We start from the raw sequence: 25,275 nt of genomic DNA, 5'->3' as shown, positions 1-25,275 counted from the left end.
CTCCCTCTTCCCTTGTGGGCCCCCGCAAGGAAGGAGGGAACGTACCGTCTGCGTGTTGGCAGTGAGCGCGCCAACCAACCGTGCGCTCAGATATTCGCGGCGAGGTCCACGGCTTCATCGAACAGCACGCCCGTCGTCTTCAGCATCTGTTCGATCTCGTCGGCCGCCTCGGCGACGGTCCGTGTCGAGGTGTCGATCACGAGCTCGGCTGCCTGCGGCGCTTCGTAGTCGTTGCCGATGCCGGTAAACGATGCCAGGGCGCCGGCGCGCGCCTTCTTGTAATGGCCCTTGGGATCGCGGCCCTCGCACACTTCGGCTGGCGTCGCGACGTGGATCTCGCGGAACGCGGTGTCGGCGATGCGGCGCGCGGTGGCGCGGTCCTCACGGGCCGGCGAGACGGCGGCGACGATGGCGATGTGGCCGTTACGCGCCAGATGCGTCGCGACCTCCGCGAGGCGGCGGATGTTCTCGCTGCGGTCCGCGGCAGAGAAGCCGAGATCGCTGTTGAGGCCGGCGCGCAGCGTGTCGCCGTCGAGCAGGATCGGCGAGCCGCCATTGGTGAAGAGACGCCGCTCCAGTGCCTTGGCGAGCGTCGACTTGCCGGACGCGGGCAGGCCGGTGAGCCAGACCACGGCACCGTTGTGCTGATAGCGCGCGGAGCGTTCGTCAGGACGCAGGGCCGATTCCACCGGCACGATGTCGACGGGCAGGGCGCGCTGGCCGGCATCGACCGACAGCACGAGGCCGCCGCCGGCGATGCGCCCCGCGACCTCGATCACGAGACGTCCGGTGCGCGGGTTCTCGGTGTAGGGATCGGTGGCAATCGGATTCGAGAGAGAAATGTCGATCTCGCCGACATGGTTGCGGCCGATCGCCTTGTTCTCGGTGCTCGACAGCTCGCCCGGATCGACCGCCTTCTCGATCGCAACCACGGTGGCGCGGCTTTCCTTCGGCCCGCAGCGAACCAGCAGCTGGTCGCCCTTGGCGAGCGGCTTGTCGTGCAGCCAGAAGATGCGGGCGCGCAGCCGGCGCGTCTCGCGCGGGGCACTGCCGGCATGCGCGACGATGTCGCCGCGCTCGATGAACAATTCGCGGTCGAGCGTGATGCCGACCGAGCGGCCCGCGCCCTGCCGCCCCGCGACCGGCGTCACCGGCCAGCTCTCGACGGTCTTGATCCTGGCGATCTTGCCGGCCGGCATGATCACGATCTCGTCGCCGGCAATGAGGCTGCCGGACTCGATGCGGCCGGCCACGATGCGGCGGTCGTCGAACTTGTAGATCGCCTGCACCGGCAGCCGCAGCGCCAGCGTTTCCAGCGGCCGCGCCGGCTCGAGGGCGTCGAGTGCCTCGACCACGGTCGGTCCCTTGTACCACCCGATCCGATCGGTGTGCTCCGCGACGCCGTCGCCGTCGCGGGCGGAAATCGGGATCACGGCCGTGGGCTTCACGCCGAGGCCGTTGAGATGTGCCGAGATCTCGTCGCTGATGTCCTTGAAGCGATCGGCGGAGAAGTCGACGCGGTCCATCTTGTTGACGACGATCGCGACCTGCTTCACGCCGAGCAAATGCAAGAGATAGCCGTGCCGCCGTGTCTGGTCGCGCACGCCTTCCAGCGCGTCGATGATCAGCACCGCACCGTCGGCCTGCGAGGCGCCGGTGATCATGTTGCGCAAAAATTCGGCGTGACCGGGCGCGTCGATCAGCACGATGTCGCGCGAATTGGTGCGGAAGCGGATCTGCGTGGTGTCGATGGTGATGCCCTGGTCGCGCTCGGTCTGCAGCGCATCGAGCAGGAACGACCATTCGAACGGCATGCCGCGCCGGGCGCTCACGGCCTTGAGCATCTCGAGCTTGCCGTCGGGCAGGCTGCCGGTCTCGTGCAGCAGGCGGCCAACCAGCGTCGACTTGCCGTGGTCGACATGGCCGACGATGACGATGCGCACTTGCGGACGGGTGGTGCCGTTCGGCGTGGCGGGCGAAGTCGGGGTGACGATCATGTTCATATCGCGCTCGCGTCCTTGATCAGAGATAGCCGGCGACGCGCAGGCGCTCGAAGGCGTCCTCGGTCTCGTGGTCGAGCGCGCGGCCGGCGCGCTCCGGCACCTTGGTCTGCTCGAGCTCGATCAGGATCTCGTCGATGGTCGACGCCGTCGAATTGACCGGATTGGTGATGTCCTGATCGCCCAGCGAGCGATAGCGCTTGCCGTTCTGCGACAGATAAAGCGGGATGATCGGGATGTTCTCGCGCTTGGTGTAGGCCCAGATATCGGCCTCGGTCCAATGCAGGATCGGATGGATGCGCAAATGCGCGCCTTGCGGCGGCGAGGCGTTGAAGTGATCCCAGAACTCCGGCGGCTGGTCGCGCACGTCCCAATTGCCTTCGAGGCCGCGCGGCGAGAACACGCGCTCCTTGGCGCGGGTCGCTTCCTCGTCGCGGCGGATGCCGGCGATCAGGCCGTCGAAGCCGTATTTGCCGAGCGCCATCTTGAGACCTTCGGTCTTGCGCGCGGCGGAGCGGGCGGCCGGCGGCAGCGTCGGATCGACGGCATCGATGGGCGGGCAGGGCTCGACGCGCAGATCGAGATCCCACTCTTTGCCGTAATGATCTCGAAAGCGGTACATCTCCGGAAACTTCTTGCCGGTGTCGACATGAAGGGCCGGGAACGGCATCTTGCCGAAGAACGCTTTCCGCGCCAGCCAGATCATGACGTTGGAGTCCTTGCCGAGCGACCACAGCAGGGCGATCTTCTTCAGCCGGGCGAAGGCTTCACGGAAGATGTAGATGCTCTGCGCCTCGAGCTGGTCGAGATGGTCCATGCTCGGCGCAACATCGGCAGAAAATTCTTGTGAGCCCGAGCGTGCGACGGGGACTTGGCTGCTCACTCCGACAGCTGCGGAATCGTCCTTGAGAAGATGCATCTCTGCCACTTTGCGTTTGGAGGCGAAAATTCTATAGTCGCGGTGCAGAAGAGAAGAAAAAATTTCTCTTTGCGAGCTTGAAACGACACATATATAGAAAATAATTCCAGTCAACCCCGGATGTGGGGGAAGCGAGTATCGTATGCGGTTCTTGCCGGTGTTCCTCGATCTCAAGGCCGGTCCGGTGGCTCTCATCGGCGCGGGCGAGCTTTTGCGCGCCAAGCTGCGCGTGCTCGCCGCGGCCGGCGCGCGCATCCGCGTGCACGCGATCGACGGCAACAATGATCTCGGCCTCAGCGTGGAAGACGCGGCGCGTGTCGACGTCCTGACGGGCGATCCGCTCACCGCCGATCTCGCGGGCGTCATCGCCGTCGTCTGCGCCGGCGCAGGCGATGTCGGCGTGGCGATGTCGGCTCGGGCCAAGGCGCTCGGCCTGCCCGTCAACGTCATGGACGATCTCGAGCATTCGAGCTTCATCTTTCCTGCGATCGTCGATCGCGGCGATGTCGTGGTCGCGGTCGGCACCGGCGGTACATCGCCGGTGGTGGCGCGGCGCGTGCGCGAGAAGATCGAGGCGCTGCTTCCGGCGCGCATCGGCGAACTCGCCGAGTTCATCGGCGGCTTCCGCAAATCCATTAACGAGCGCATCGCCGAGTTTCCGCTGCGCCGCCGCTTCTGGGAGCGGGTGATCGACGGTCCGATCGGTGCCGCCGTGCTCGCCGGTCGCAAGAGCGAGGCGGACGTCGCGCTGAAGGCGATTTCCGATCCCTCCGCCTTCGCGCGTGCCGACAAGCCGGAAGGCTCGGTCGCGCTGGTTGGCGCCGGTCCCGGCGACCCTGATCTTCTCACCATCAAGGCGCTGCGCACATTGCAGGACGCCGACATCGTCTTCCATGACGAGTTGGTCTCTGGCGAAATCCTCGACCGCATCCGCCGCGACACCACGCGCGTTGCGGTCGGCAAGCCCGGCATCGGCGGGGACGCCATCAACCAGCGCATGATCGAGGCCGCGCAAGCCGGGCAGCGGGTGGTGCGGCTGAAGGTCGGCGATTCCTTCGTGGTCGGGCGCGGCGGTGAAGAAGTGGCAGCCCTGCGCGCCGCCGGCGTCGCTTATTCGATCATTCCCGGCATTACCGCAGGACTCGGCGGCGCCGCTGATCTCGAGACACCCAACCCCATCATCTCTGACCTATTGGATGCAGCCGAATGACCTCTCCGCTTGAACAAAAGAAGATCAAGATCGCCGGCCCCTCGATCGTGACCGCCAACCGGACCTGGGACGGCATCGTGGTTTACCGCACCGCCGCCAAGAGCTGGTCCGCGGACCTGTCGGAAGCTGCGATCGTGCGCAACTCCGACGAGGCCAAGGCGTTGCTTGCGGAGTCCGTCGCCGATGACGTCGGCGCGATCGGACCCTATATCGCTCCCGTGCAGGTCGGCGCGGACGGCAAGATCGAACCCGGCAATCTGCGCGAACAGATCCGCCGCACCGGTGTGACCATCGGACAGTCGGCCCAGGCTTAAGGCATCTTCTTATGTATGCTTACGATGAAATCGACCGCACGCTCGTCAACGAGCGCGTCTCGGAGTTCCGCGACCAGGTGAAGCGACGCCTCTCCGGCGAGCTCACCGAGGACGAGTTCAAGATCCTGCGCCTGCAGAACGGCGTCTATCTGCAGCTGCACGCCTACATGTTCCGTGTCGCGATTCCCTACGGCACGCTGGCGACGAACCAGCTGCGGGCGCTCGCCCATGTCGCGCGGAAATACGACCGCGGCTACGGCCATTTCACCACGCGGCAGAACATCCAGTTCAACTGGATCAAGCTCGCCGAGCTTCCGGACGCGCTGGAAGATCTTTCGAAGGTCGGCATCCATGCGATGCAGACCTCCGGCAACAACATGCGCAACGTCACCTCGGACCAGTGGGCCGGCGTCGCGCCGGGCGAGATCGAGGATCCGCGCATCTGGTCGGAACTGATCCGCCAGCACACCACGCTGCATCCGGAATTCTCGTTCCTGCCGCGCAAGTTCAAGATCGCGATCACCGCCTCGGACCACGACCGCGCCGCGATCAAGATCCACGACATCGGTCTCCGCCTGATCAAGAACGAGAAGGGCGAGACCGGCTTCGAGGTGCTGGTCGGCGGCGGCCTCGGCCGCACGCCGTTCATCGCCAAGACCATCAAGCATTTCGTGCATGGCCGCGATATCCTGAGCTACATCGAGGCGATCCTGCGCGTCTACAACCAGTACGGCCGCCGCGACAATATCTACAAGGCGCGCATCAAGATCCTGGTGCACGAGCTCGGCATCGAGAAATTCTCCCGCGAGGTCGAGGAGGAGTGGCAGCATATCCGCAACTCCTCGCTCCAGATCGACGACGAGGTGATCGAGGACATCCGCTCGCGGTTCACCTACCCCGCTTACGAGAAGCTGCCGCACATGCCGGACGAGCTGCGTCAGGCCGCGGCTGATCCCGATTTCGAGGCTTGGCGCAAGAACTCGGTGGCCCCGCACAAGGTGCAGGGCTATTCCATCGTCACGATCTCGCTGAAGCCGATCGGCGCGCCTCCGGGCGATGCCACCGCCGAGCAGATGGACGCGCTGGCCGATCTCGCCGACAAATATTCATTCGGCGAGATCCGCGTCGGCCACGAGCAGAACCTCGCGCTGCCGCATGTCGCCAAGCGCGACCTGCCGGCGCTGTGGAAGGCGCTCGACAAGCTCGGGCTCGCAACCCCGAACGTCAATCTGATTTCCGACATCATCGCCTGCCCGGGTCTCGATTATTGCTCGCTGGCGAATGCGCGCTCGATCCCGATCGCGCAGGAATTGACGCGTCGCTTCGCCAATCACGAGCTCGCCAATCTGATCGGCCGGCTCCACATCAACATCTCCGGCTGCATCAACGCCTGCGGCCATCACCATGTCGGCCATATCGGCATTCTCGGCGTCGAGAAGAACGGCGAGGAAGTCTACCAGATCACCATCGGCGGCCGTGCCGACGAGAACGCCGCGCTCGGCACCCTGATCGGGCCGGGCGTCAAGTTCGACGAGGTCGCCGACGTCATCGAGGACGTCGTGGAAGCCTATCTGGCGCTGCGCGAGCGGCCCGAAGAGCTGTTCATGGACACCGTGAAGCGCCTCGGCGTCGAACCCTTCAAGGAGCGCGTCTATGCCACTCGTTAACGGCGGAAAGATCACGGGCGACAGCTTCGTCAAGCTCGCCGTCGACACGCCGCTGCCCGAGGGCGGCGACATCCTGGTGCCGGCCGAACGCTTCCTGGGCGAGGCCGACACGTTGCTCGATCGTTCGGGCAAGGTCGGCGTGATCTGGCCCAACAACCGCGATATCAGCGAGCTGGTACCCTATCTCGGCAAGATCGCCGTCGTCGCGCTGGTGTTCCCCACCTTCCGCGACGGCCGTGCCTACAGCCAGGCCCGTCTGTTGCGCGAGCGTTACAATTATCGCGGCGATTTGCGCGCCACCGGCCAGGTGCTGCGCGACCAGTTCGTGTTCATGCTGCGCGCCGGCTTCGATTCGTTCGAGGTCAAGAAGCAGGCCGACGCGGAAGCCTTCATGCAGACCGCAAAGCGCTATTCGGTATTCTACCAGCCGACCGGCGACGGCCGCATCACGGCTTTGCACCGGCGCATGCAGTTGCGTCATTCCGAGGGTGTTGGCACGTGAACGTCGTTGCGTCCCAGCTCACTCCGGTCTCTGTCTCTACGCTCCCTTCAGCGGAGGAGCTCGATCGGAGCTTGCGCACCGCCTCGCCCGCGGAAATCATCGCTGCCGCGCTGAAGACGGTCGGGCGCGAGAAGCTGGCACTGGTGTCGTCCTTTGGCACGGAATCGGCGACGCTGCTGAAGGTCGCGGCGGATGTCGACCCGGCGATCCCCGTGATCTTCCTCGATACCGGCTGGTTGTTCGAGGAGACGCTCGCCTATCGCGACACGCTGATCGCGTCGCTCGGGCTGAAGGATGTCCGCTCGATCAAGCCGGCCGAGGAGACCCTGTCGCGCGAGGATCCCGACCGCGACCTCTGGTTCTCCGATCCCGACGCCTGCTGCCGCATCCGCAAGGTGGAGCCGCTGGCGCGCGCGTTGAAGCCCTTTGATGCCTGGCTCAACGGCCGCAAGCGTTTCCAGGGCAATGCGCGCACCGACATTCCCGTCGTCGAGGACGACGGTGTGCGGTTGAAGTTCAATCCCTTCGCCAACGTTTCGCGCGAGGAACTCGAGGCGATCTTCGTCCGCGCCAAATTGCCGCGTCACCCCCTGGCCGCGTCCGGTTTCCGGTCGGTTGGGTGTATGCCTTGCACGAGCAGAACGGCCGAGGACGAGGATGAACGCGCCGGTCGTTGGCGCGGCCGAGCCAAGACAGAATGCGGCATCCACACGACGAAGACTTCGTAGCACAGCCACGTCGCCACGCTGCGAACAAGAAAATCCGGTTTTGTTGACTTAGGCGCGTTTCGCCGCGAGTTTCGCCTGCATGTCTTCGCTGACACCGACGTCGGCGAAGTGAATGGAGATGGACATGATGCGCCGTATCGTTCCGCTCGCAGCAGGCCTGGTCTTGACGGGTTTCTTGGCAAGCTCGGCTCTCGCCGCTGACATCAACCTGTTGAACGTGTCGTACGATCCGACGCGAGAGCTCTATGCCGAGTTCAACAAGGCATTTGCGAATGCCTATCAGAAGGAGACCGGCAAGAGCGTCGAGATCAAGCAGTCGCATGGCGGCAGCGGTTCGCAGGCGCGCGCGGTGATCGACGGCTTGCAGGCCGATGTCGTGACACTCGCGCTGGCCTATGACATCGATGCCATCGCCGCCAAGGGCCTCACCACAGCCGATTGGCAGAAGCGGCTGCCGCAGAATTCATCACCCTACACCTCGACGATCGTATTCCTCGTCCGCAAGGGCAATCCCAAGGCCGTCAAGGACTGGGACGACCTGATCAAGCCGGGCGTCGCCGTGATCACGCCGAATCCCAAGACCTCGGGCGGCGCGCGCTGGAATTATCTGGCGGCCTGGGGTTTTGCGCAGAAGAAGCTCGGCTCGGCCGACAAGGCCAAGGATTTCATCGGAAAGCTCTATCAGCAGGTGCCGGTGCTCGATACCGGTGCGCGCGGCGCCACCGTGACCTTCGTCGAGCGCGGCGTCGGCGACGTGCTGCTGGCCTGGGAGAACGAGGCGTTTCTCGCGCTGAAGGAGTTCGGCCGGGAAAAATTCGAGATCGTGGCGCCGCCGCAATCCATCCTCGCCGAGCCGCCGGTCGCGATCGTCGACAAAGTCGCCGATAAGAAAGGCACTCGCAACGCCGCCGACGCCTATCTCCAGTACTGGTACACCAAGGAGGGGCAAGAGATCGCCGCGCGCAACTTCTACCGTCCGCGCGATGCCGAGATCGCCAAGAAATATGAAAACGCTTTCGCCAAGGTCGAACTATTTACGATCGACGAAGTTTCCGGTGGTTGGACCAAGGCACAGAAGGAACATTTCGCCGACGGCGGAATCTTCGACCAGATCTACAAGAACTGATCGGGCGCTGTCGCAGCGGTAACAGGTGGCCTGGTGAGCGCAATCGCAGCACGACGCCGGACATTGCCGGGCTTCGGTCTCACGATGGGACTGACGCTGTCCTGGCTGTCCGTCATTATTCTCATTCCGCTCGCCGGGCTGTTCCTGAAATCGCTCGAGCTCAGTCCCGAACAGTTCTGGAATATCCTGTCGAGCCGCCGCACCCTGAATGCCTTGCGCGTCTCCTTCGGCCTCGCTTTCGCGGCGGCCTGCGTCAATCTCGTCATGGGCAGCATCATCGTCTGGGCGCTGGTGCGCTACCGCTTTCCCGGCCGCCGGCTGTTCGATGCCATCGTCGACGTGCCCTTCGCGCTGCCGACGGCGGTCGCGGGCGTCGCTTTGACCGCGCTGTTCGCCGAGAAGGGCTGGCTGGGCGCGCCGCTTGCGGCGCTCGGCATCAAGGTGGCGTTCACGCCGGTCGGCATCTTTTTCGCCATGATCTTCATCGGCATCCCCTTCGTGGTGCGCACGGTGCAGCCGGTGCTGCAGGATCTCGATCCCGAGATCGAGGAGGCCGCGGGCAGTCTGGGCGCCAGCCGCTGGCAGACCATCATCCGCGTGATCCTGCCCTCGCTGGCCCCGGCGCTGCTCACCGGGCTCGCGCTCGCCTTCGCCCGCGCGGTCGGCGAATACGGCTCGGTGATCTTCATCGCCGGCAATCTGCCCAACGTCTCCGAGATCGCGCCGCTCTTGATCGTGATCCGGCTCTCCGAATTCCGCTACGCCGACGCGACCGCCATTGCGGTGGTCATGCTCGTGGTGTCCTTTGTCATCATCTTCGCCGTCAATCGGCTCCAGCGCTGGGCGCAGAGCCGGATTCCGGAACGGTGAGGGCGGACCATGACGATGCAGATCGCAGAGTCCGTTTCGCCTTCGGCTCCCGATGCCAAGGTGCGTGCCAAGGCGCGTGCAAAGGCGCGTGCGCATGCGGCGGCCGCGCGCGACAGCCTGCGCACCGAGCCGCGCGCGGTGCGCATCGTCATCATCGCGCTGGCGATGATCTTTCTGTCGGTCTTCGTGGTGCTGCCGCTGGTGGTCGTGTTCGCGCAGGCCTTCTCCAAGGGGATTCTCGCCTATTTCGCCGCGCTCGCCGAGCCGGAGGCGCAGGCCGCCATCAAGCTGACGTTGATCGTCGCGGCGATTTCCGTCGGCCTCAACCTCGTGTTCGGCCTGGTCGCGGCCTGGGCAATCGCCAAATTCGATTTTCCCGGCAAGACCTTCCTGATCACGCTGATCGACCTGCCGTTCTCGGTGAGCCCGGTGATCTCGGGCCTCGTTTTCGTGCTGCTGTTCGGCGCACAAGGCTATTTCGGTAGCTGGCTGAGGGATCACGACATCCAGATCCTGTTCGCGGTGCCCGGCATCGCGCTCGCCACCACCTTCGTGACCTTCCCGTTCGTGGCGCGTGCGCTGATCCCCCTGATGCAGGAGCAGGGCACGCAGGAGGAGGAGGCCGCGGTCTCGCTCGGCGCCTCGGGTCTGCAAACCTTCTTTCGCGTCACGCTGCCCAACATCAAATGGGGCGTGCTTTACGGGGTGCTGCTCTGCAACGCGCGCGCGATGGGCGAATTCGGCGCGGTCTCCGTCGTCTCCGGCCATATCCGCGGCGAGACCAACACGATGCCGCTCTTGGTCGAGATCCTCTACAACGAGTACCAGTTCGTCGCCGCTTTCGCGATTGCCTCGCTGCTGGCGATGCTGGCGCTGATCACGCTGATCGCGAAGACCGTTCTGGAACGTCATCTGGACGAGGGACACGACGCCAATGACCATTGAAGTCAGAAATCTCGTCAAGACGTTCGGCAGCTTCAAGGCCCTCGACGGCGTCGACCTCAAGGTCAATGACGGCGAATTGCTGGCGCTGCTCGGCCCCTCCGGCTCCGGCAAGACCACGCTGCTGCGGATCATCGCAGGCCTCGACTGGCCCGATGCCGGCGAGGTCTCCTTCAACGGCGAGGATGCGCTGGCGCAGGGCGCGCGCGAGCGGCATGTCGGCTTCGTGTTCCAGCATTACGCGCTGTTCCGCCACATGACGGTGTTCGAGAACGTCGCCTTCGGCCTGCGCGTGCAGCCGCGCGCGGTCCGCAAGGACGAAGCGACCATCCGCGCCCGCGTCAAGGAATTGCTCGATCTCGTCCAGCTCGATTGGCTCGCCGATCGCTATCCGAGCCAGCTCTCCGGCGGCCAGCGCCAGCGCATCGCGCTCGCCCGGGCGCTTGCGATCGAGCCGCGCATCCTGCTGCTCGACGAGCCGTTCGGTGCGCTCGATGCCAAGGTGCGCAAGGAGCTGCGCCGCTGGTTGCGCTCGCTGCACCACGAGATCAACGTCACCTCGATCTTCGTCACCCACGACCAGGAGGAAGCGCTAGAAGTCGCCAACCGCGTCGTGGTGATGGACAAGGGCAGGATCGAGCAGATCGGCTCGCCGGATGACGTCTATGAAAGCCCGGCCAGCGCGTTCGTTCACGGTTTCATCGGCGAATCCATCGAGCTGCCGGTCCAGGTCGAAGGCGGCGTCGTCAGGCTCGGCGACCGGCCGCTCGCGCTGGTGGCGGATGGGCTTGCGCCTGGCGCGTCAAAGCTGTTCGTGCGGCGACATGACATGCTGGTCGGCCCGCCCGGCAGCGGCGCCTTCGAGGGCGCCGTGCAGCACGTCCGCAATTTCGGTCCCGTGCAGCGGGCCGAAGTCGCACTATCCGGCGGCGAGACCATTGAGATCGACGCGCCTCGCGGCCGGGAACTGCGCGCCGGTGATATGATCGGCCTCGAACCCCGCCGCTACCGGATCTTTGCGGGCGCTTGAGCGGGGGCCGACAGGTCGAATTTTCCTCAAAATTCACCTTTCAGCCACGGTTGGTATGCAACAACGGCCCTTCATTGGGGGCCCCGATTCATGCGCGCTGCGGCCGCGATACTCATTTCTTTGCTGCTCGCCGGCTGTGCCGGCAACGAAGCACCGGTCCAGCAGCCGTCCATGTATGCCGACATGGCGGTCCCGGGCTCCAAGCTCGATGCGCAGGCGGCCGCGATCATGATCTCGCAATACCGCCAGAACAACGCTCTCGGCACCGTCGTGATCGACCCCGATCTGATGCGGCTCGCCGAATCCCAGTCCAATGCGATGGCCGCGGCCAACAAGATGGACCATGACGTCCGTGCGCCGCTGGCCAAGCGCCTCGCCGCCGGCGGCTATCCCGCGACCGTGGCCGTCGAGAACATCTCGGCCGGCTATCATACGCTGGCGGAAGCGTTTTCCGGCTGGCGCGACTCGCCTCCGCACCGCGCCAACATGCTCAAGGGCGGTGTCACAAAATTGGGCATCGCGGCGAGTTATGCTCCCGGCACCAAATACAAGGTGTTTTGGACCATGATCCTGGCCTCGACGGAGCCCCGATAAGCCAGACTTGATCCGGCATGCATTGACGCCGCCGCGGAGTGTCGCCACGGTGGCGCGCCATTGCTATTGCTCCCCCATGACAGATCGTAGCCCGGAATCCGCCAGCATCCCCGCGAATGCGCAACGCGTCCTGGTCCTGCAGGGCGGCGGTGCGCTCGGCTCCTACCAGGCCGGCGCCTATCAGGCGCTGTGCGGCGCAGGCTTCGAGCCGGAATGGGTCGCCGGCATTTCCATCGGCGCGGTCAACGCCGCGATCATCGCCGGCAATGAAGGGCAAACCCGCGTCAAGCGGCTCAAGGAATTCTGGGAGATGGTCTCCGCGCCGGTGCCGTGGAAGCCGATCGGCAAGAGCGACCACAGCCGCGAATTGTTCAACTCGACCAGTGCGGCGCTGATCGCCACCTTCGGCGTGCCCGGCTTCTTCGTCCCGCGCGTCCCGCCGGCCCCGCTCTGGCCGCCCGGCAGCCCGCAGGCCGAGAGCTATTACGACACCGCACCGCTGAGGAAGACGCTGGAGCGTCTCGTCGATTTCGACCGCATCAACGACCTGAAGACCCGCCTGTCGGTCGGCGCGGTCGGCGTCACCTCCGGCAATTTCAAATATTTCGACAATTACGAGTTCAAGAAGCTCGGCAAGAAGATCGGCCCCGAGCACATCATGGCCTCCGGCGCGCTGCCGCCCGGCTTTCCCTCCGTGATCATCGACGGCGAGCATTATTGGGACGGCGGCATCGCCTCCAACACCCCGCTCGACTATGTGCTCGATGCCGAGGTCGACCGCGACATGCTGATTTTCCAGGTCGACCTGTTTTCCGCGCGCGGCGATCTGCCGACCTCGCTGCTGGAGGCCGCCGAGCGCGAGAAGGACATCCGCTATTCCAGCCGCACGCGGATGAACACCGACAAGAACAAGCAGTTGCACAACGCCCGCAGGGCGATGCGCGACCTGATCGGCAAATTGCCGGATTATCTGAAGAACGATCCTTCCGTCGAATTCCTGGCGAAAGTGTCGCGCGAAAGCACCGTCACCGTGGTGCATCTGATCTACCGCAGCAAGAACTATGAATCCTCGTCCAAGGATTACGATTTCTCGCATGTCGCGATGGTCGAGCATTGGGAGGCCGGCGTGAACGACGTGCACCTGTCGATGCGCCACAAGGATTGGCTCGAGCGGCCACAGTCCGGCGAGACCATGGTGACTTACGATCTCACGGGGGACGTCTCTGCGCCCCCGGCAAAAAGGAGCGAATAGAATGGGTAGTCTGTCAGGCAAGAACGCCGTTGTGACCGGGTCGACCAGCGGCATCGGGCTCGCCTATGCGCGTGCGTTCGCCGGCGCCGGTGCCAACGTCGTCATCAACGGCTTCGGTGCGCCGGAGGACATCGAGAAGGAACGTGCCAAGATCGAGTCCGAGTTCAAGGTGAAGGCGATCTATTCGCCGGCCGACATGAGCAAGCCCGCCGAGATCGCCGGGATGATCGCGCTCGGCGAGACGACGTTCGGCTCGGTCGACATCCTCGTCAACAATGCCGGCATCCAGTTCGTCTCGCCGGTCGAGGAGTTTCCGATCGAGAAGTGGGACCAGATCATCGCGATCAATCTGTCCTCCGCCTTCCACGGCATCCGCGCCGCGGTGCCCGGCATGAAGAAGAACGGCTGGGGCCGCATCATCAACACGGCGTCCGCGCACTCGCTGGTCGCCTCGCCCTTCAAGTCGGCCTATGTCTCGGCCAAGCACGGCATCGCCGGCCTCACCAAGACCGTGGCGCTCGAGGTCGCGACCCACAAGATCACCTGCAACTGCATCAGCCCCGGCTATGTCTGGACGCCGCTGGTCGAGAAGCAGATCCCCGACACGATGAAGGCGCGCAGCCTGACGCGTGAGCAGGTCATCAACGACGTGCTGCTCGCCGCGCAGCCGACCAAGGAGTTCGTCACCTCCGAGCAGGTCGCAGCGCTCGCCCTGTTCCTTTGCAGCGATGATGCCGCCCAGATCACCGGCACCAACCTCTCGATCGACGGCGGCTGGACCGCCGCGTAAGGGTACGGTGCCGTAGAGTAGGCGGGGGGCAAAGGCGCACTTGCGCCGTGCCCACCACCTGTCCGTGATCGAGAAAAAGGGTGGGCACGCTTTGGTTTGCCCACCCTCCGATTCCGTCGTCCGGTCGCTGCCTAGTGCCCCCAGGCCAGCGCGGTGACGAAGGCCGACGACAGGTGGAGCTCCGCAAACATGATCTTGCCGGCGACGAGGAACAGCACGCTGGCAAGCGTCAGGCGCAACACTGTTTCGGGCACACGCGTCGCGCTGTAGCTGCCGACGATGATGCCGGGCAGCGAGCCCATCAGCAAGACGCCCATCAGCGCCCAATCCACGTCGCCGAGCGCCCAGTGCCCGATACCGGCGACCAGCGTCAGCGGCACCGCATGGGCGATATCGGAGCCGACGATGGTCACCATTGGCAGGCGCGGATAGAGCAGCAGCAGCACGGTGACGCCGACCGCGCCCGCGCCGACCGACGAGATTGAGACCAGCACGCCGAGCACGACGCCGGTCACGACGGTCGCAATCGCGGTGGTGCGATCGTCGACGCCCTCCAGCCGGCTGCGATAGCGCTCCATGATCGACTTGCGGAAGATCAGCGACGTCGCAGTCAGCAGCAGCGCAAAGCACAGCACCAGATTGATCAGGCTGCGCTCGGCATCGCTCCTGAGGTCGAGTTTCCACAGCACGAGCAGCGTCAGCGCGCTCGCTGGAAGGCTGCCGCAGGCGAGCCGCAGCACCGCCGGCCAGTGCACGCTGCGCGACCAGCCATGCACCACGCTGCCGCCGGTCTTGGTCGCGGCGGCATAGAGCAGGTCGGTTCCGACCGCTGTGGAGGGATGAACGCCGAACAGCAGGATCAAGAGCGGCGTCATCAGCGAGCCGCCGCCCACGCCGGTCATTCCGACAAGCAGGCCGACGCCGAATCCAGAGGCGACGTACAGTGGATCGAACATATCAGGGGAATCTTAGGTTGATCTCGTCGGTTAGGCAATACGACGTAGAATAAAGTTCCCCCAACGCGCAACCGCTTGGACAGAATAAGAAAAATTTTGCTGCAAGTTGGAGAAGGAGAGGCGTTTTGCCTCGTTCGCGCGCGTGCTCTGACAGAGCCGTTCCCCGGGCGGCAGCGAGCAGGGCAGGCGCGTAGCGCCTATTGACCGAACGCCAGCACGTGCAGTCCGAGCCGCTGCCGCACGATCCAGAACAGGAGCACCGTCTCGAAGCTGAGGGAGATCGAGGTCGCGGCCGCGGCGCCGTGGCCGCCGTAGCGCGGCACCAGCGCGATGCAGAGCACGACGTTCATCACGAAGGCCAGCGCATAGGCGAGCGCGCAGATCTTCTGCTGACCGAGCATGTTGAGCAGCCGCTCGACCGGCCCGATCGCCGAGCGTACCACGAGCCCGATCGCGGCGACGAACATGATGTCGTAACCGATCACGAATTGCGGCCCGAACAGCCAGAGCAGCGGCTTGCCGAGCGCGAGCAGCACGATGGTCGCCGCCAGCGACGGCCAGAACGTCCAGTTGATCGCATGCGCCACATAGGCCGACAGCCGTGCCTTGTCGCCGCTTGCGTTGTATTCGGCGAAGCGATGCGCCGTCGTCGCCGACATCGCGTAGTGAATGAACGAGACCAGCGCCAGCGTCTTCACCACCGCAAAGTAGACGCCGACCTCGTCGGAGGGACGGAACTGCTGCAGCACCAGCACGTCGGTATAGGACAGCAGCAGATAGAAGCTCTCGACCAAGAGGATCGGCAGCGAGACGGCGAGCCAGCCGCGGATGTCGTAGGTCTTGGGTCCGGGCGCGATGTGACCGGCGAGCTTGCGGTTCAGCACCACCATCTGCCCGCTCATTGCAATCCAGACGGCACCGGCGCTCGCAACCAACGCGGCGACCGCACCGAGATGATAGCCGAGCAGGAAGGCCGCGCCGGTGATGCCGATGATCAGCGCCTGGCGGATGATGAATTGCGGCATCAAACCCAGCTGCATCCAGTCGTGCGAGCGCGCAATGCCGTCCTGGGTGTTGGCGACCACGAAGGCGGGCAGCGTCATGCAGCCGATATAGAGCGGCAGCTCCTCCGCCGGGTCGATCCAGGGCGACAGCAGTCTGACGATGCCGGCAAGGGCGAGCGACACCAGCGCAGACACGGCAAAAGTCAGCCAGCGGCTGCCGGAGAGGAAGCCGCGCAGCAGCGCCTGCTCACCGCTGGCGCGATACTCCGGAATGATTTTCTGCGCCGAGGCCGAGATGCCGAAATCCATCATGCTGCCGAGCAGCAGCACCCAGGTCCAGACATAGACATAGATGCCGTAATCGGACGTGCCCATCCAGCGTGCGAGCAGCACCTGCGAAAAATAAGCGAGCCCAGCGCTGATGACGCGGATGATGAAGATGGTGCCGGCGAGCCGCCGCGTCAGCGAGGCCTCGCTCGAGCCGCCCGTCAGCTTGGCCCGCAGCCGCGCGATCAGGCCGGCCGGTGCGGTCGTTGCGGGTTCTGCATCCATCACGGCCAAGAAGAGTCCCCAGGGCGTCCCGCGTGCTGCGGCAGGCCCGGGACTTAGCAACCATTCCTTAAGATTCGGTTGGACCGCGCTCCGGCGGCTTCCCGCGAAGGCCGTCGCAGGGAGGCGAAACTCATTTCGCTTGGCGCGGGGGCGCAGATGGCGTCGTTGCCGCAATCCCTCCAATTTAGAGCGTGACCTTCCGGGCCGCCTCGAACTATGCTGGCCGCATAGTGAATTCATTTGGAATATGTGCGGGCCGGTTGGTCGCGCACGGGACGCCATTTTCAGGCCTTTTCAGAAGGAGCGATTGATGACCCGATTCATGATGTGCATGGCCGTGCTCGCCGCGATGGCCGGCTTCGATCTCTATTCCATGACGCCCGCGCGGGCGGACGCCTGGGGATGTTCGTACGAAAAGTGCCTGGCTTACTGCGCCAAGGTCGGCGGTCAGCGCTGCAGCACATATTGCACGAAGAAGCTGCAGGAAAAGCAGGCTTCGAAGGTCTGCCCCGCATCCTGATCGGCTTCGTTGCTCCGTCCGCGACGAGCTATTCCAGGTTGGTATTGAACTCGTAAGACTTCTCCGGCCCGACCAGCGTGAACTTCAGCGCTGCGCCGTCGGGCTTGGCGCCCGGCGGCAGGCCGTCGAGCTCGAACGAGAAGCGCTTCACGCCAGCAGGGCTTTCCTTGACCGGCTCCGGAATCGGCAACGCCCATTCGGGCGTCGGCCCTTCCACGTACAGATTGACGTTGCTTCTGTCAGGCGCAACCACGTCGACCACCACGTTCTTGGGACCGTCGCGCTTGACGTCGCGGATGGTGAGCGGATTGGGATCGCCGATATTGGCTGGCTTGGGCACAGCGTCGAGCGCCGCGCGCAAGTTGGCATCCTCGGTGGAGGCGACGTTGTTGAAGCCGAGCTCCAGTTTGGCGTCGACCGGAATGCAGAGCTTCTCGCACACGGCGTAATTGATCTCGGCACGCAAGGTCACGGGCTTGTCGGCCGCCTTGGCGACGATGCGCAAGGGCAGCACGATCTGGTCATGATAGCCGATCGAATGGCCGCCGGCGCCATCGTCGAATTTCAGCGGCGCCGGCCACATGATCGTCACCGCCTCGACATTGTCCGACTTCGAGAAGTCGAACCGCGGCGGAACGCCGGAATCGCCGGGGCTGCGCCAGTAGGTTTTCCACCCCTGCTGGAGCTGGAAGGCGATACCGCCGAGCAGGACGGCGCCGCTGCGTGATCCCGCCAATAGCCGCACCGCGGAATGTCCGTCGCGCTGCCACGGCGAAGCGTCATCGGCGCGGGCTGCGATGGCCAGTGACGACGCAAGCAGGGTTGTCGCGACGCCAATCGCCGCACGCAGGGGAACTCTTGTGAGCATGGCACGTCTTTACAGGGTCGCCCTCGCGCAAACCATTGAATTGCTTGTGATGGATGCACCTGAATCGCGTCCCTGCAAGCCTTGATTTGACAGCGGCCCGGCCCGACATCAGGATAGGAATTGAAACCGGAGTGCTTCACCGATGGCTCCCACAGGCAAGAGGACGGGCGAAAGCACCCGCGGGGCGGGCTCCGGACTCCCGAATTCGGCCGGTTATCTCGACGGCCGGCTGTTGATCGCGATGCCCGTCATGGGCGATTCCCGCTTCGAGCGCTCGGTGATCTATCTGTGCGCCCATTCGGCGGAGGGAGCGATGGGCATCATCGTCAACCACCCGGCCGGCAGCATCGACTTCCCCGAGCTCTTGCAGCAACTGGGCATCATCAAGAAGGGCGAGCACATCAAGCTGCCTGAGAATGCCGAAAGCATGAAGGTGCTGCGCGGCGGCCCGGTCGATACCGGCCGCGGCTTCGTGCTGCATTCCAGCGACTTCTACATCGAGAACGCGACGCTGCGGATCGATGACGGCGTCTGCCTCACGGCGACCGTCGACATCCTGCGCGCCATCGCCAACGGCTCCGGCCCCAAGCACGCCATTCTCGCGCTCGGCTATGCCGGCTGGGCGCCGGGCCAGCTCGAGACCGAGATCCAGAGCAACGGCTGGCTGCATTGCGATGCGGATGCGGATCTGATCTTCGGCGACGACGTCGACGACAAATACAACCGCGCCCTGCACAAGATCGGCATCGACCCCGGCATGCTATCGAACGAGGCGGGGCACGCGTAGCTGGCGCGAGCCTACTCCGCCGCCTGCTGCTGCACCGTCGGCTCCGTTCCCGCCACCGTCGCTCTTCGCATGTCGCGGGGCTGCGACTGGTCGTAGCGGCGGACGCGGTGCATGGTCTGGCGGTTGTCCCACATCACGAGGTCATGCAGCTTCCATTTATGGACGTAGACGAACTCCGCCTGCGTCGCGTGCTCATTGAGATCGCGCAGCAAGAGGCGTCCCTCCGGCACGCTCATGCCGACGATCTTGCCGGCATGCGATGACAGATACAGCGACTTGCGGCGATGCACGGGATGCGTCCGCACCAGCCGCTGCAGCACCGGCTTGAACATCTGCTTCTCGTCGTCGGTGTATTCGGTGAAGCCGAGCGATCCCCGCGAATACATCAGCGAATGTTCGCAAATGAGATCCTCGATCTCCGCCTTGGTCTCGTCGTCCAGCGCATCATAGGCGGCGCGCATGTCGGCGAATTCGGTGTTGCCGCCCTTCGGGTTCACAACGCGCGCCGACAGCAGCGAGAACTTTGCCGGGATTGGGCGGAACGAGCTGTCGGAGTGCCACAGGCAATTGCCGAGGTTGAACAGATTGGCGCGGCTGTCCTTCGGCAGCGGCTTGCCGTCCTTGCCGAGGTTGGAGACGTCGTTCAGGCCCGAGCTGAGGCGGTATTCGTCGGCCTTGGTGATGTTGCCGCCTCGCGCGTCCTCGCGCTGGCCGAAATTGAGCGCAAAGGCCATCTGCTGCTCGTCGGTGATGTCCTGGTCGTGGAAGACCAGCACCGCGTATTTGTCCATGGCGGCCTCGACCTCGCGTGCTTCGGCCTCGGTGAGAGGCTTTCGCAGATCGAGGCCGAAGACCTCGCCGACAAAATGCTTCTGAAGCTGCCGGATGGCGATCGTCATGACGTTCTCTCCCGCGGGTCGCGAGCGGTTGGTCCCGCTCTGTCGGCGAAAAAGCTACTCTCCGACCCGGCGTTGTCAACGCTCGGCGCGCATGGCTCTCACGCGTTCCGCGCCATCAACCCGCCATCCACCGGAATCACCGCGCCGGTGAGGAACGACGCCGCCGGCAGGCACAGGCTCAGTGTCATGTGCGCGACCTCCTCGGGGTCGCCGTAGCGTCCGAGCGCGGTGCGGCGCTTGGCGTAGATCGTCTTGTGCTCTTCCGAGATGCGGTCGGTGATCGCGGTGCGGATCGGGCCCGGGCAGATGCAGTTGACGGTGATGCCTTCGCGGCCGAGCTCGACGGCGAGCGAGCGGGTGAGGCTGGCAACGCCGCCTTTCGCTGCCGAATAGGGGCTGTGCAATGCGGTGGCGCCGAGCGCCTCGGTCGAGGCGATGTTGACGACGCGCGCGCACTTGGACTTGCGCAAATGCGGCAGCGCGGCGCGGATGATGCGCGGATGCGCCGTCAGCATCACGGCAATGCCTCTGGCCCAGGCGTCCTCATAGGCCTCGTCGTCGATCGCGACCCGCACGGAGATGCCGGCATTGTTGACCACGATGTCGAGCCCACCGAAATGCGCGACGACCTCCTCAACGACGCGCTTGATCTCGCCGCCGTCGGCAACGTCGAGCCTCCATGCCTTTCCCGATCCGACGCTCGCGGCGATCTCCCCGGCAACCGCCTGCGCGCCTTGCGCGTCGAAATCGGTGACGGCGACGTTCGCGCCTTCAGCGGCGAACACGCGCGCCGTCGCGCGCCCCATCCCGCTCGCCGCGCCGGTGACGAGAACGGTCAGGCCCTTGACGGAACGGCTGAGCTCCTTGAACTCGGACATGTTGTTTCCTAGGGAAGTCGCTTGTTCTTGTTATGATTGACAAGGCTGGCACCGATCCGCAGACAGGTCAAACAAGCAAGACAAAAGGGAGGCCGCGATGGCGAACGAACTCGATTTCTCAGGCAAGCAGGTGCTGGTCGTCGGTGGTTCGAGCGGGATCGGCAACGGCATCGCGCAGGCGTTTCGCACGCGGGGCGCGCAGGTCGCGGTTTGCGGCACGCGTGCTCGCGCAACGGAATATTCCGCGGAGGAGGGCTCCGATCTCACGGGTCTTTCCTACGCGCAGCTCGACGTCAGCAACCCCGCTGCGGTCGAAGCGTTCAAGCCGTCCTTCGACAGGCTGGACGTGCTGGTGCTCGCGCAAGGCGCGGTGCTCTATCGTCGCGGCGAATTCGAGATGGCCGGCTTCCGCAAGGTGGTGGAGGTCAATCTCATGAGCCTGATGGCTTGCGCCACGCGATTTCATGCCATGTTGCGGGATGCGAAGGGCGCGCTGATCATGGTGTCCTCGACCGCGGCCTATCATTCCACCATGGGCAATCCCGCCTATAACGCCTCCAAGACCGGCGCGGTCGGATTGACGCGGACGCTGGGCGAGGCCTGGGCCGAGGACGGCATCCGCGTCAACGGTATCGCGCCGGGGCTCGTCGACACCAAGATGACGAAGGTGACGACCGACAACCCGAAGCGGCTCGAAGGCGCGCTCGCTCGCATCCCGCTGCGGCGATTGGGCACGCCGGCCGATATGGCGGGCGCGGCCCTGTTCCTGGCCTCGCCGCTGTCGTCCTACATCATTGGCCAGACGCTGGTGGTCGATGGCGGGCTGATTTTGTAGTTGTTTGCCGGGCCACACATACACTTTCGTCATGGCTTGGAACTGCGCTGCTCCTGATCGGTTACTTGGGCTGACCCCCGAGGAGGAGCATCATGGATACGGATCGGATTGTTGGCGCGGCCAAGGACTACGCAGGTAAGGCAGAAAGCGCGATCGGAGACATGGCAGGCGATTCCAAGACGCAGGCCTCAGGCAAGGCACGCGAGGCTGCGGGCACCGTGCAGAATCTCTACGGCCAGGCCAAGGATGCCGTGCGTGACGCCGCGGACACCGCGACCAGCTACGCCAAGGACGCCTATGACAACAGCGGCGACACTTTCCGCGATGGCACACAGGCGCTGTCGAAGAAGGTGCAGGACAATCCGCTAGGTGCGCTGATGGTGGCCGGCGGCATCGGCTTCGCGCTCGCGCTGCTGATGTCGCGCCCCGCGCGTCGTCCTCCGCCGTCGCGCTGGCGCTACTGAGGGCTGAGCGGCAAGCACGCATCTCGTGCCCCGGACGCAGCGCGCCACGCAGTGGTGCGCAGCTGAGCCGGGGCACATTCTTTTTCGAAGGCCGTGAGAGGAACTTGATCCGGCTCTGCGCAGCAGCGTCCACGCTGCCGTGCGTCCGGGACACGCGATCGCCGTTCCGAAATTACCGGAACATCTCGGCCGAACGTCCGACGTTACCCGGCGGACGCGGGACCCCCGGATTGGGATTCGGATTGCGTGGTCCGGGCGCGGGCGTCAGTTGACGCGGCGGTGCCGGCTGCGGTGAGCCGAAGCCGAAGAAATCGCGGAAGGATGGGCTCGCCTGTGCCGGCTGTTGCGGCGGGACCGGCGGCTTCTTCGGCGCCAGCTTCGGCGGCGCGATCGCAGCGGCTGCCCCCGGTGTCCCCGATGCATTCGGGCCGTTGCCGTCAGGCGTCGTCGCGGCAACTGGCGTATCGCCCTTGGCCTGCTCGCGGCCGACTTCGCGGCGCGGCCAGGCATAATCGTCGGCGCGGCCGGCAGGAGCTGCCAGCGGCTCGCCCTTCACCATCGTCTTTGCAGCGAGCGCATCGACGGCGGCGGGACGCGAGCCCGGGCCGCCCAGCAATTGGTCGGTCGAGATCGAGGCTGCAACCAGCGGCACGATCGGCCCCGCCAACGGCCGCGGCGCGGGCTTGCCGGGCTCGGCGCTGGTATCGGGGGTCGCCGGCTCGCTCGGCAGCGCGATCGGGCCGGAGCGTCCCGCCAATAGGCGCGTGATCTCGCGCTCGACATAATGCGCGAGCTTGCGGGCGCCGGGCTTGGTGAAATAGACGCCGTCAGAGCTGCGGAGCTGGCGGATCTGACCTTCGAAGTCTGGCCCCTTCTGCAGGAAGCGGCCGGCTTCGTCGACGAAACCGTCCCAGACATCGACATAGGTGATGCCGGCCTTGGCCGCGCCCTCGCGATAGAGCGAGTCGAGGAACAGCGTATCCGCGGTGCCCTTGGGTCCGCGAACCGCGGGCAGGCCGACCCAGAGCACCGGCACGCCCTTCGATTTGAGGACGTTCGCAAGCTCCTCGATCTTCTTGCCGTAGAGCTCGATCCAGCGCTCGTCGCGGAATTCGTAGAGGCCGTTCGGATTGCGGGCGGTCTTTTCGGGGGCCGCCGCCGGAGTGTCGGCGTTGTCGGCGTCATCCTGCGGCAGGTCGGCATCGGCAGGCTTGTCGTCGGGCTTGGCGGCCGTATCGTGGCCGGGCTTCGTCTCGCCGGGCTTTCCGTCGCTTTTTCCTTGTGGCTTGCCGCGCGCGCCCTTGTCGTTCTTCTTGTCCTTGTCCGCAGGCTTCTCCGCCGCCGGCTCGCGGATCGCGGCGCGGTCGTTGAGGCCGAGCATGACGACGATGACGTCGGGCTTCTCGGTCTCCAGGATGCCCCTTGCCGCCGCCGCCCAGTCCGAGGGCTCACCCTTGGGCTGGTACTTGATCAGGCCTGAAACGGTCTTGTGCTTGCGGATCACGCCCATGTCGGGCTGCTCGGCATAGGCGTCTTCCAGGCCATAAGCGAGCCAGTCGGCCATGGCATCGCCGAGCACCAGCACGTTCTTCTCAGGGATCGTGTCGCGCTTGGCCGGCCCCGGCGCGCGCGAAAAATCCTGGCGCGGTGCCTGCGGCTGTTGCTGCTGGAACGGTGCAAAGAAGTCGCCGCCGAACCATCCGCCGCCACCACCGCCGCGTTGCGGCGGCGGCGCCGAGCGCTGCGGCGGACCGCCGAAGCCGGGGAAGTTGAAGAACTGTGCCGAGGCAGGCCCCGCAACCGACACCAAAATCGCAAGCGCCGTCCCCAGCGCGATCAACGGGCCGGTCTCGGTCAGCGCCTTGAACAGGGACTTCTTCGACATGCGATCTCGGGCACGCGCAACGGGGATCGGGATTGGCTCAATATAGTAACGGAATCGGGCGCCAAACGGGCAAATTCCATCGCAGATTCTTGTCCCATACACCGGGGAACAGCCGCCTCCGTCAAGGTCGGCGGGCGAAATCCCTGTTCAGGGTTACTTTCGGGGCGATTTTACCGTCCGCGCAGCCGGTCCAGCACGTCGGAGGAGGCAAATCCGTCGGCGGGCACCCCGATCGAGGCCTGGAAGTTACGCAGGGCCTCCCGGGTCTGGCCGCCGAACTGGCCGTCGGGGGTGCCCTTGTAGAAGCCGCGCTGGGCCAGCAGCTGCTGCAGTTCTAGCCGCTCGGTGCGCGACAGCTCGCGCTCCTGGCGCGGCCAGGGCTGCACGAAGGGCTGGCCGCCGCGCAGGCGGTCGGCGAAATGACCGATGGCCAGCGCATAGGCCTCGGCCGGGTTGTATTTCATGATGACGCGGTAGTTCTGCAGCATCAGGAAGCCCGGCCCCTGCGCGCCCGCCGGCGCCAGCAGATAGGCCTTCTCCGCCGGATGCGGGAAGGGCTGTCCGGTCGCCCGCTTCAGCCCGAGCTTCTCCCATTGCGCGATCGGCATCGCCTTGGCGCGGTCGGCCAGCATGTAGTTGAAGCCCTGCGGCACCACGACCTCGAAGCCCCAGGTCTGGCCGGCCTGCCAGCCGTCCTTCTTCAGATTGTTGGCGGTGGAGGCGATCAGGTCGGTCGGATTGTCGACGACGTCGCGGCGGCCGTCGCCATCGCCATCGACGGCAAAGCGCTTGAACGCGGTCGGCATGAACTGGGTCGGGCCGAAGGCGCCGGCCCAGGAGCCGCGCATCTGCTCCGGCCTGAGATCGCCGCGGTTGACGATCTCGAGCGCCGAGAGAAACTCGTCCTTGAAATAGGCTTGGCGGCGGCCGATGCAGGCAAGCGTCGCGGTCGATTGCAGCACGCTGCGGTCGCCCATCTGTGTCGAGTAATTGGACTCGATGCCCCAGATCGAGGCGATGATGTAGCGGTCGACGCCGGTGGCTTTCTCGGTGGCGTCGAACTGCGCCTTGTATTTGACGAGCACCTCGCGGCCCTTGGCGAGACGGTTGTCGTTCACGAGGATGTCGAGATAGTCCCAGATCGATTTGGTGAACTCCGGCTGCGAATCCATGAGGTCCATGATGCGCAGATCGGGGCTGAGGCCCGCCGTGAAGCGTTGGAAGTTTTCCTGCGTGACGCCGCGTCGTGCGGCATCGGGCCACATCCCGGCGACGCAATTATTGAAATTGCCGGCGGCCTCGCGGATCGCCGCAGCCGTCATCAAGGGATGGCCGGAGGCGCCGTCCTCGCCGCTCCAGGGCTGGGGGCCGCCGGAGCTCGCCGGGGCTTGCGACGGCGCAGGATTGGGGCCGGAGAAGATGCCGCCGAACAGGTTGGACAGGCCGTTCTGCGCCTGGGCATGCGCGCCGGCAGGCAGCAGCAAAGCGGCCGCAATCATCATTGCGCCCGTTGCGGATACCGCCCGTCTTGCTTGCCCTGCCACCGATCGCATCATGTCCCACCCGTCGGGCTGTTCAAAAATCCGCCATGAGGAGGCCTGGTTACGGTTGCCAATAGCTTAACAAAGGTGAAATTTTGGTGGCGGCCTTTTTCTTAACTCTGCGCGGATGAGGCCCCACATC

24 protein-coding genes and 1 pseudogene are annotated in these 25,275 nt (G+C 65.1%); 16 read left to right on the top strand and 9 right to left on the bottom strand.

Annotated features, from left to right (window positions below):
- Positions 1 to 86: 86 nt before the first annotated feature.
- Together cysC and cysD are read right to left on the bottom strand one after the other, a co-directional pair.
- Entirely contained in the window at positions 87 to 2,003 is a 1,917-nt protein-coding gene (gene cysC, locus ML401_RS31285) for an adenylyl-sulfate kinase (protein WP_211415884.1), read from the bottom strand.
- Between the two features lie 19 nt (positions 2,004 to 2,022).
- On the bottom strand, positions 2,023 to 2,817 hold the full coding sequence (gene cysD, locus ML401_RS31280) for a sulfate adenylyltransferase subunit CysD (RefSeq protein ID WP_211415885.1): 795 nt from the start codon (positions 2,815 to 2,817) through the stop codon (positions 2,023 to 2,025).
- A gap of 244 nt (positions 2,818 to 3,061) precedes the next feature.
- On the opposite strand from cysD, the pseudogene ML401_RS31275 reads away from it, so the two are divergent.
- From ML401_RS31275 to ML401_RS31220, 12 genes and pseudogenes are all read left to right on the top strand, one after another.
- Positions 3,062 to 4,090: pseudogene (locus ML401_RS31275) on the top strand (SAM-dependent methyltransferase); the annotation flags it as partial.
- A gap of 35 nt (positions 4,091 to 4,125) precedes the next feature.
- On the top strand, positions 4,126 to 4,443 hold the full coding sequence (locus ML401_RS31270; protein WP_135166566.1) for a DUF2849 domain-containing protein: 318 nt from the start codon (positions 4,126 to 4,128) through the stop codon (positions 4,441 to 4,443).
- Between the two features lie 11 nt (positions 4,444 to 4,454).
- Complete coding sequence (locus ML401_RS31265) at positions 4,455 to 6,110, top strand: nitrite/sulfite reductase (RefSeq protein ID WP_194404439.1); 1,656 nt, start codon at positions 4,455 to 4,457, stop codon at positions 6,108 to 6,110.
- A complete protein-coding gene (locus ML401_RS31260) occupies positions 6,097 to 6,612 on the top strand; it encodes a DUF934 domain-containing protein (protein WP_285807966.1) in 516 nt (171 codons plus the stop codon). Before ML401_RS31265 ends, ML401_RS31260 begins: the two co-directional genes overlap by 14 nt.
- Positions 6,609 to 7,340 (top strand): phosphoadenylyl-sulfate reductase, encoded by a 732-nt coding sequence (locus tag ML401_RS31255; protein WP_285807965.1) that lies wholly within the window; start codon positions 6,609 to 6,611, stop codon positions 7,338 to 7,340. The genes ML401_RS31260 and ML401_RS31255 overlap by 4 nt, the downstream gene beginning before the upstream one ends.
- A 124-nt stretch (positions 7,341 to 7,464) precedes the next feature.
- Positions 7,465 to 8,466, top strand: a complete 1,002-nt coding sequence (locus tag ML401_RS31250; protein WP_249156596.1) for a sulfate ABC transporter substrate-binding protein — start codon at positions 7,465 to 7,467, stop codon at positions 8,464 to 8,466.
- An 84-nt stretch (positions 8,467 to 8,550) separates the two neighbouring features.
- The gene (gene cysT, locus ML401_RS31245) at positions 8,551 to 9,336 is read left to right on the top strand and encodes an ABC transporter permease (RefSeq protein WP_376717395.1); all 786 of its coding nucleotides are present in this window, start codon (positions 8,551 to 8,553) and stop codon (positions 9,334 to 9,336) included.
- 9 nt (positions 9,337 to 9,345) lie between these two features.
- Positions 9,346 to 10,281, top strand: a complete 936-nt coding sequence (cysW, locus tag ML401_RS31240; protein WP_212067888.1) for a sulfate ABC transporter permease subunit CysW — start codon at positions 9,346 to 9,348, stop codon at positions 10,279 to 10,281.
- Positions 10,271 to 11,308 carry a sulfate/molybdate ABC transporter ATP-binding protein gene (locus ML401_RS31235; protein WP_285807963.1) on the top strand — a complete coding sequence of 346 codons (1,038 nt, stop codon included), beginning with the start codon at positions 10,271 to 10,273 and terminating at the stop codon, positions 11,306 to 11,308. The genes cysW and ML401_RS31235 overlap by 11 nt, the downstream gene beginning before the upstream one ends.
- 90 nt (positions 11,309 to 11,398) lie before the next feature.
- Positions 11,399 to 11,902 carry a CAP domain-containing protein gene (locus ML401_RS31230; RefSeq protein WP_194404432.1) on the top strand — a complete coding sequence of 168 codons (504 nt, stop codon included), beginning with the start codon at positions 11,399 to 11,401 and terminating at the stop codon, positions 11,900 to 11,902.
- A gap of 76 nt (positions 11,903 to 11,978) precedes the next feature.
- Entirely contained in the window at positions 11,979 to 13,154 is a 1,176-nt protein-coding gene (locus ML401_RS31225) for a patatin-like phospholipase family protein (RefSeq protein WP_285807962.1), read from the top strand.
- 1 nt (position 13,155) lies between these two features.
- Complete coding sequence (locus ML401_RS31220; RefSeq protein WP_285807961.1) at positions 13,156 to 13,944, top strand: 3-hydroxybutyrate dehydrogenase; 789 nt, start codon at positions 13,156 to 13,158, stop codon at positions 13,942 to 13,944.
- Between the two features lie 131 nt (positions 13,945 to 14,075).
- Here ML401_RS31220 and ML401_RS31215 read toward each other — a convergent pair whose 3' ends face one another.
- Together ML401_RS31215 and ML401_RS31210 are read right to left on the bottom strand one after the other, a co-directional pair.
- Positions 14,076 to 14,900 carry a sulfite exporter TauE/SafE family protein gene (locus ML401_RS31215; RefSeq protein WP_194404429.1) on the bottom strand — a complete coding sequence of 275 codons (825 nt, stop codon included), beginning with the start codon at positions 14,898 to 14,900 and terminating at the stop codon, positions 14,076 to 14,078.
- A gap of 197 nt (positions 14,901 to 15,097) precedes the next feature.
- Positions 15,098 to 16,465 (bottom strand): flippase, encoded by a 1,368-nt coding sequence (locus ML401_RS31210; protein WP_285807960.1) that lies wholly within the window; start codon positions 16,463 to 16,465, stop codon positions 15,098 to 15,100.
- A gap of 301 nt (positions 16,466 to 16,766) precedes the next feature.
- Between ML401_RS31210 and ML401_RS31205 the strand changes: the two genes are divergently transcribed.
- On the top strand, positions 16,767 to 16,976 hold the full coding sequence (locus ML401_RS31205; RefSeq protein WP_211415894.1) for a hypothetical protein: 210 nt from the start codon (positions 16,767 to 16,769) through the stop codon (positions 16,974 to 16,976).
- 28 nt (positions 16,977 to 17,004) lie between these two features.
- Here ML401_RS31205 and ML401_RS31200 read toward each other — a convergent pair whose 3' ends face one another.
- Positions 17,005 to 17,844, bottom strand: a complete 840-nt coding sequence (locus tag ML401_RS31200) for a protein-disulfide reductase DsbD domain-containing protein (RefSeq protein ID WP_211415895.1) — start codon at positions 17,842 to 17,844, stop codon at positions 17,005 to 17,007.
- A gap of 142 nt (positions 17,845 to 17,986) precedes the next feature.
- On the opposite strand from ML401_RS31200, the gene ML401_RS31195 reads away from it, so the two are divergent.
- Entirely contained in the window at positions 17,987 to 18,631 is a 645-nt protein-coding gene (locus ML401_RS31195) for a YqgE/AlgH family protein (protein WP_211415896.1), read from the top strand.
- Between the two features lie 11 nt (positions 18,632 to 18,642).
- On the opposite strand, the gene ML401_RS31190 is transcribed toward ML401_RS31195, so the two are convergent.
- Both ML401_RS31190 and ML401_RS31185 read right to left on the bottom strand, forming a co-directional pair.
- Complete coding sequence (locus ML401_RS31190) at positions 18,643 to 19,530, bottom strand: TauD/TfdA family dioxygenase (protein ID WP_285807959.1); 888 nt, start codon at positions 19,528 to 19,530, stop codon at positions 18,643 to 18,645.
- Positions 19,531 to 19,628: 98 nt separating this feature from the next.
- Complete coding sequence (locus tag ML401_RS31185) at positions 19,629 to 20,408, bottom strand: SDR family NAD(P)-dependent oxidoreductase (protein ID WP_211415898.1); 780 nt, start codon at positions 20,406 to 20,408, stop codon at positions 19,629 to 19,631.
- Positions 20,409 to 20,505: 97 nt separating this feature from the next.
- Between ML401_RS31185 and ML401_RS31180 the strand changes: the two genes are divergently transcribed.
- Together ML401_RS31180 and ML401_RS31175 are read left to right on the top strand one after the other, a co-directional pair.
- Positions 20,506 to 21,243: an SDR family NAD(P)-dependent oxidoreductase gene (locus ML401_RS31180; protein ID WP_211415899.1), complete on the top strand. Its 738-nt coding sequence runs from the start codon at positions 20,506 to 20,508 to the stop codon at positions 21,241 to 21,243.
- 92 nt (positions 21,244 to 21,335) lie between these two features.
- Complete coding sequence (locus ML401_RS31175) at positions 21,336 to 21,707, top strand: CsbD family protein (protein WP_194404421.1); 372 nt, start codon at positions 21,336 to 21,338, stop codon at positions 21,705 to 21,707.
- Positions 21,708 to 21,879: 172 nt separating this feature from the next.
- Here the strand turns inward: ML401_RS31175 and ML401_RS31170 are convergent, their stop codons facing one another.
- Positions 21,880 to 23,592: a DUF459 domain-containing protein gene (locus ML401_RS31170; protein ID WP_211415900.1), complete on the bottom strand. Its 1,713-nt coding sequence runs from the start codon at positions 23,590 to 23,592 to the stop codon at positions 21,880 to 21,882.
- Between the two features lie 170 nt (positions 23,593 to 23,762).
- On the bottom strand, positions 23,763 to 25,148 hold the full coding sequence (locus ML401_RS31165; protein ID WP_212067895.1) for a lytic murein transglycosylase: 1,386 nt from the start codon (positions 25,146 to 25,148) through the stop codon (positions 23,763 to 23,765).
- Positions 25,149 to 25,275: the final 127 nt, after the last annotated feature.

The organism is Bradyrhizobium sp. 62B (genome assembly GCF_030272265.2).
Taxonomy (GTDB): domain Bacteria; phylum Pseudomonadota; class Alphaproteobacteria; order Rhizobiales; family Xanthobacteraceae; genus Bradyrhizobium.
This window is presented reverse-complemented; position numbering and strand designations above follow the sequence as displayed.

Excerpts from the sequence above, each read along its gene's own strand:
- ML401_RS31235 (WP_285807963.1), top strand. The coding sequence starts at position 10,271 with ATGACCATTGAAGTCAGAAATCTCGTCAAGACGTTCGGCAGCTTCAAG.
- ML401_RS31175 (WP_194404421.1), top strand. The coding sequence starts at position 21,336 with ATGGATACGGATCGGATTGTTGGCGCGGCCAAGGACTACGCAGGTAAG.
- ML401_RS31230 (WP_194404432.1), top strand. The coding sequence starts at position 11,399 with ATGCGCGCTGCGGCCGCGATACTCATTTCTTTGCTGCTCGCCGGCTGT.
- cysD (WP_211415885.1), bottom strand. The coding sequence starts at position 2,817 with ATGGACCATCTCGACCAGCTCGAGGCGCAGAGCATCTACATCTTCCGT.
- ML401_RS31225 (WP_285807962.1), top strand. The coding sequence starts at position 11,979 with ATGACAGATCGTAGCCCGGAATCCGCCAGCATCCCCGCGAATGCGCAA.
- cysW (WP_212067888.1), top strand. The coding sequence starts at position 9,346 with ATGACGATGCAGATCGCAGAGTCCGTTTCGCCTTCGGCTCCCGATGCC.
- ML401_RS31270 (WP_135166566.1), top strand. The coding sequence starts at position 4,126 with ATGACCTCTCCGCTTGAACAAAAGAAGATCAAGATCGCCGGCCCCTCG.
- ML401_RS31165 (WP_212067895.1), bottom strand. The coding sequence starts at position 25,148 with ATGATGCGATCGGTGGCAGGGCAAGCAAGACGGGCGGTATCCGCAACG.
- ML401_RS31205 (WP_211415894.1), top strand. The coding sequence starts at position 16,767 with ATGACCCGATTCATGATGTGCATGGCCGTGCTCGCCGCGATGGCCGGC.
- ML401_RS31190 (WP_285807959.1), bottom strand. The coding sequence starts at position 19,530 with ATGACGATCGCCATCCGGCAGCTTCAGAAGCATTTTGTCGGCGAGGTC.
- ML401_RS31265 (WP_194404439.1), top strand. The coding sequence starts at position 4,455 with ATGTATGCTTACGATGAAATCGACCGCACGCTCGTCAACGAGCGCGTC.
- ML401_RS31200 (WP_211415895.1), bottom strand. The coding sequence starts at position 17,844 with ATGCTCACAAGAGTTCCCCTGCGTGCGGCGATTGGCGTCGCGACAACC.
- ML401_RS31215 (WP_194404429.1), bottom strand. The coding sequence starts at position 14,900 with ATGTTCGATCCACTGTACGTCGCCTCTGGATTCGGCGTCGGCCTGCTT.
- ML401_RS31185 (WP_211415898.1), bottom strand. The coding sequence starts at position 20,408 with ATGTCCGAGTTCAAGGAGCTCAGCCGTTCCGTCAAGGGCCTGACCGTT.
- ML401_RS31260 (WP_285807966.1), top strand. The coding sequence starts at position 6,097 with ATGCCACTCGTTAACGGCGGAAAGATCACGGGCGACAGCTTCGTCAAG.
- ML401_RS31220 (WP_285807961.1), top strand. The coding sequence starts at position 13,156 with ATGGGTAGTCTGTCAGGCAAGAACGCCGTTGTGACCGGGTCGACCAGC.
- ML401_RS31180 (WP_211415899.1), top strand. The coding sequence starts at position 20,506 with ATGGCGAACGAACTCGATTTCTCAGGCAAGCAGGTGCTGGTCGTCGGT.
- ML401_RS31195 (WP_211415896.1), top strand. The coding sequence starts at position 17,987 with ATGGCTCCCACAGGCAAGAGGACGGGCGAAAGCACCCGCGGGGCGGGC.
- cysC (WP_211415884.1), bottom strand. The coding sequence starts at position 2,003 with ATGAACATGATCGTCACCCCGACTTCGCCCGCCACGCCGAACGGCACC.
- ML401_RS31170 (WP_211415900.1), bottom strand. The coding sequence starts at position 23,592 with ATGTCGAAGAAGTCCCTGTTCAAGGCGCTGACCGAGACCGGCCCGTTG.
- cysT (WP_376717395.1), top strand. The coding sequence starts at position 8,551 with ATGGGACTGACGCTGTCCTGGCTGTCCGTCATTATTCTCATTCCGCTC.
- ML401_RS31250 (WP_249156596.1), top strand. The coding sequence starts at position 7,465 with ATGATGCGCCGTATCGTTCCGCTCGCAGCAGGCCTGGTCTTGACGGGT.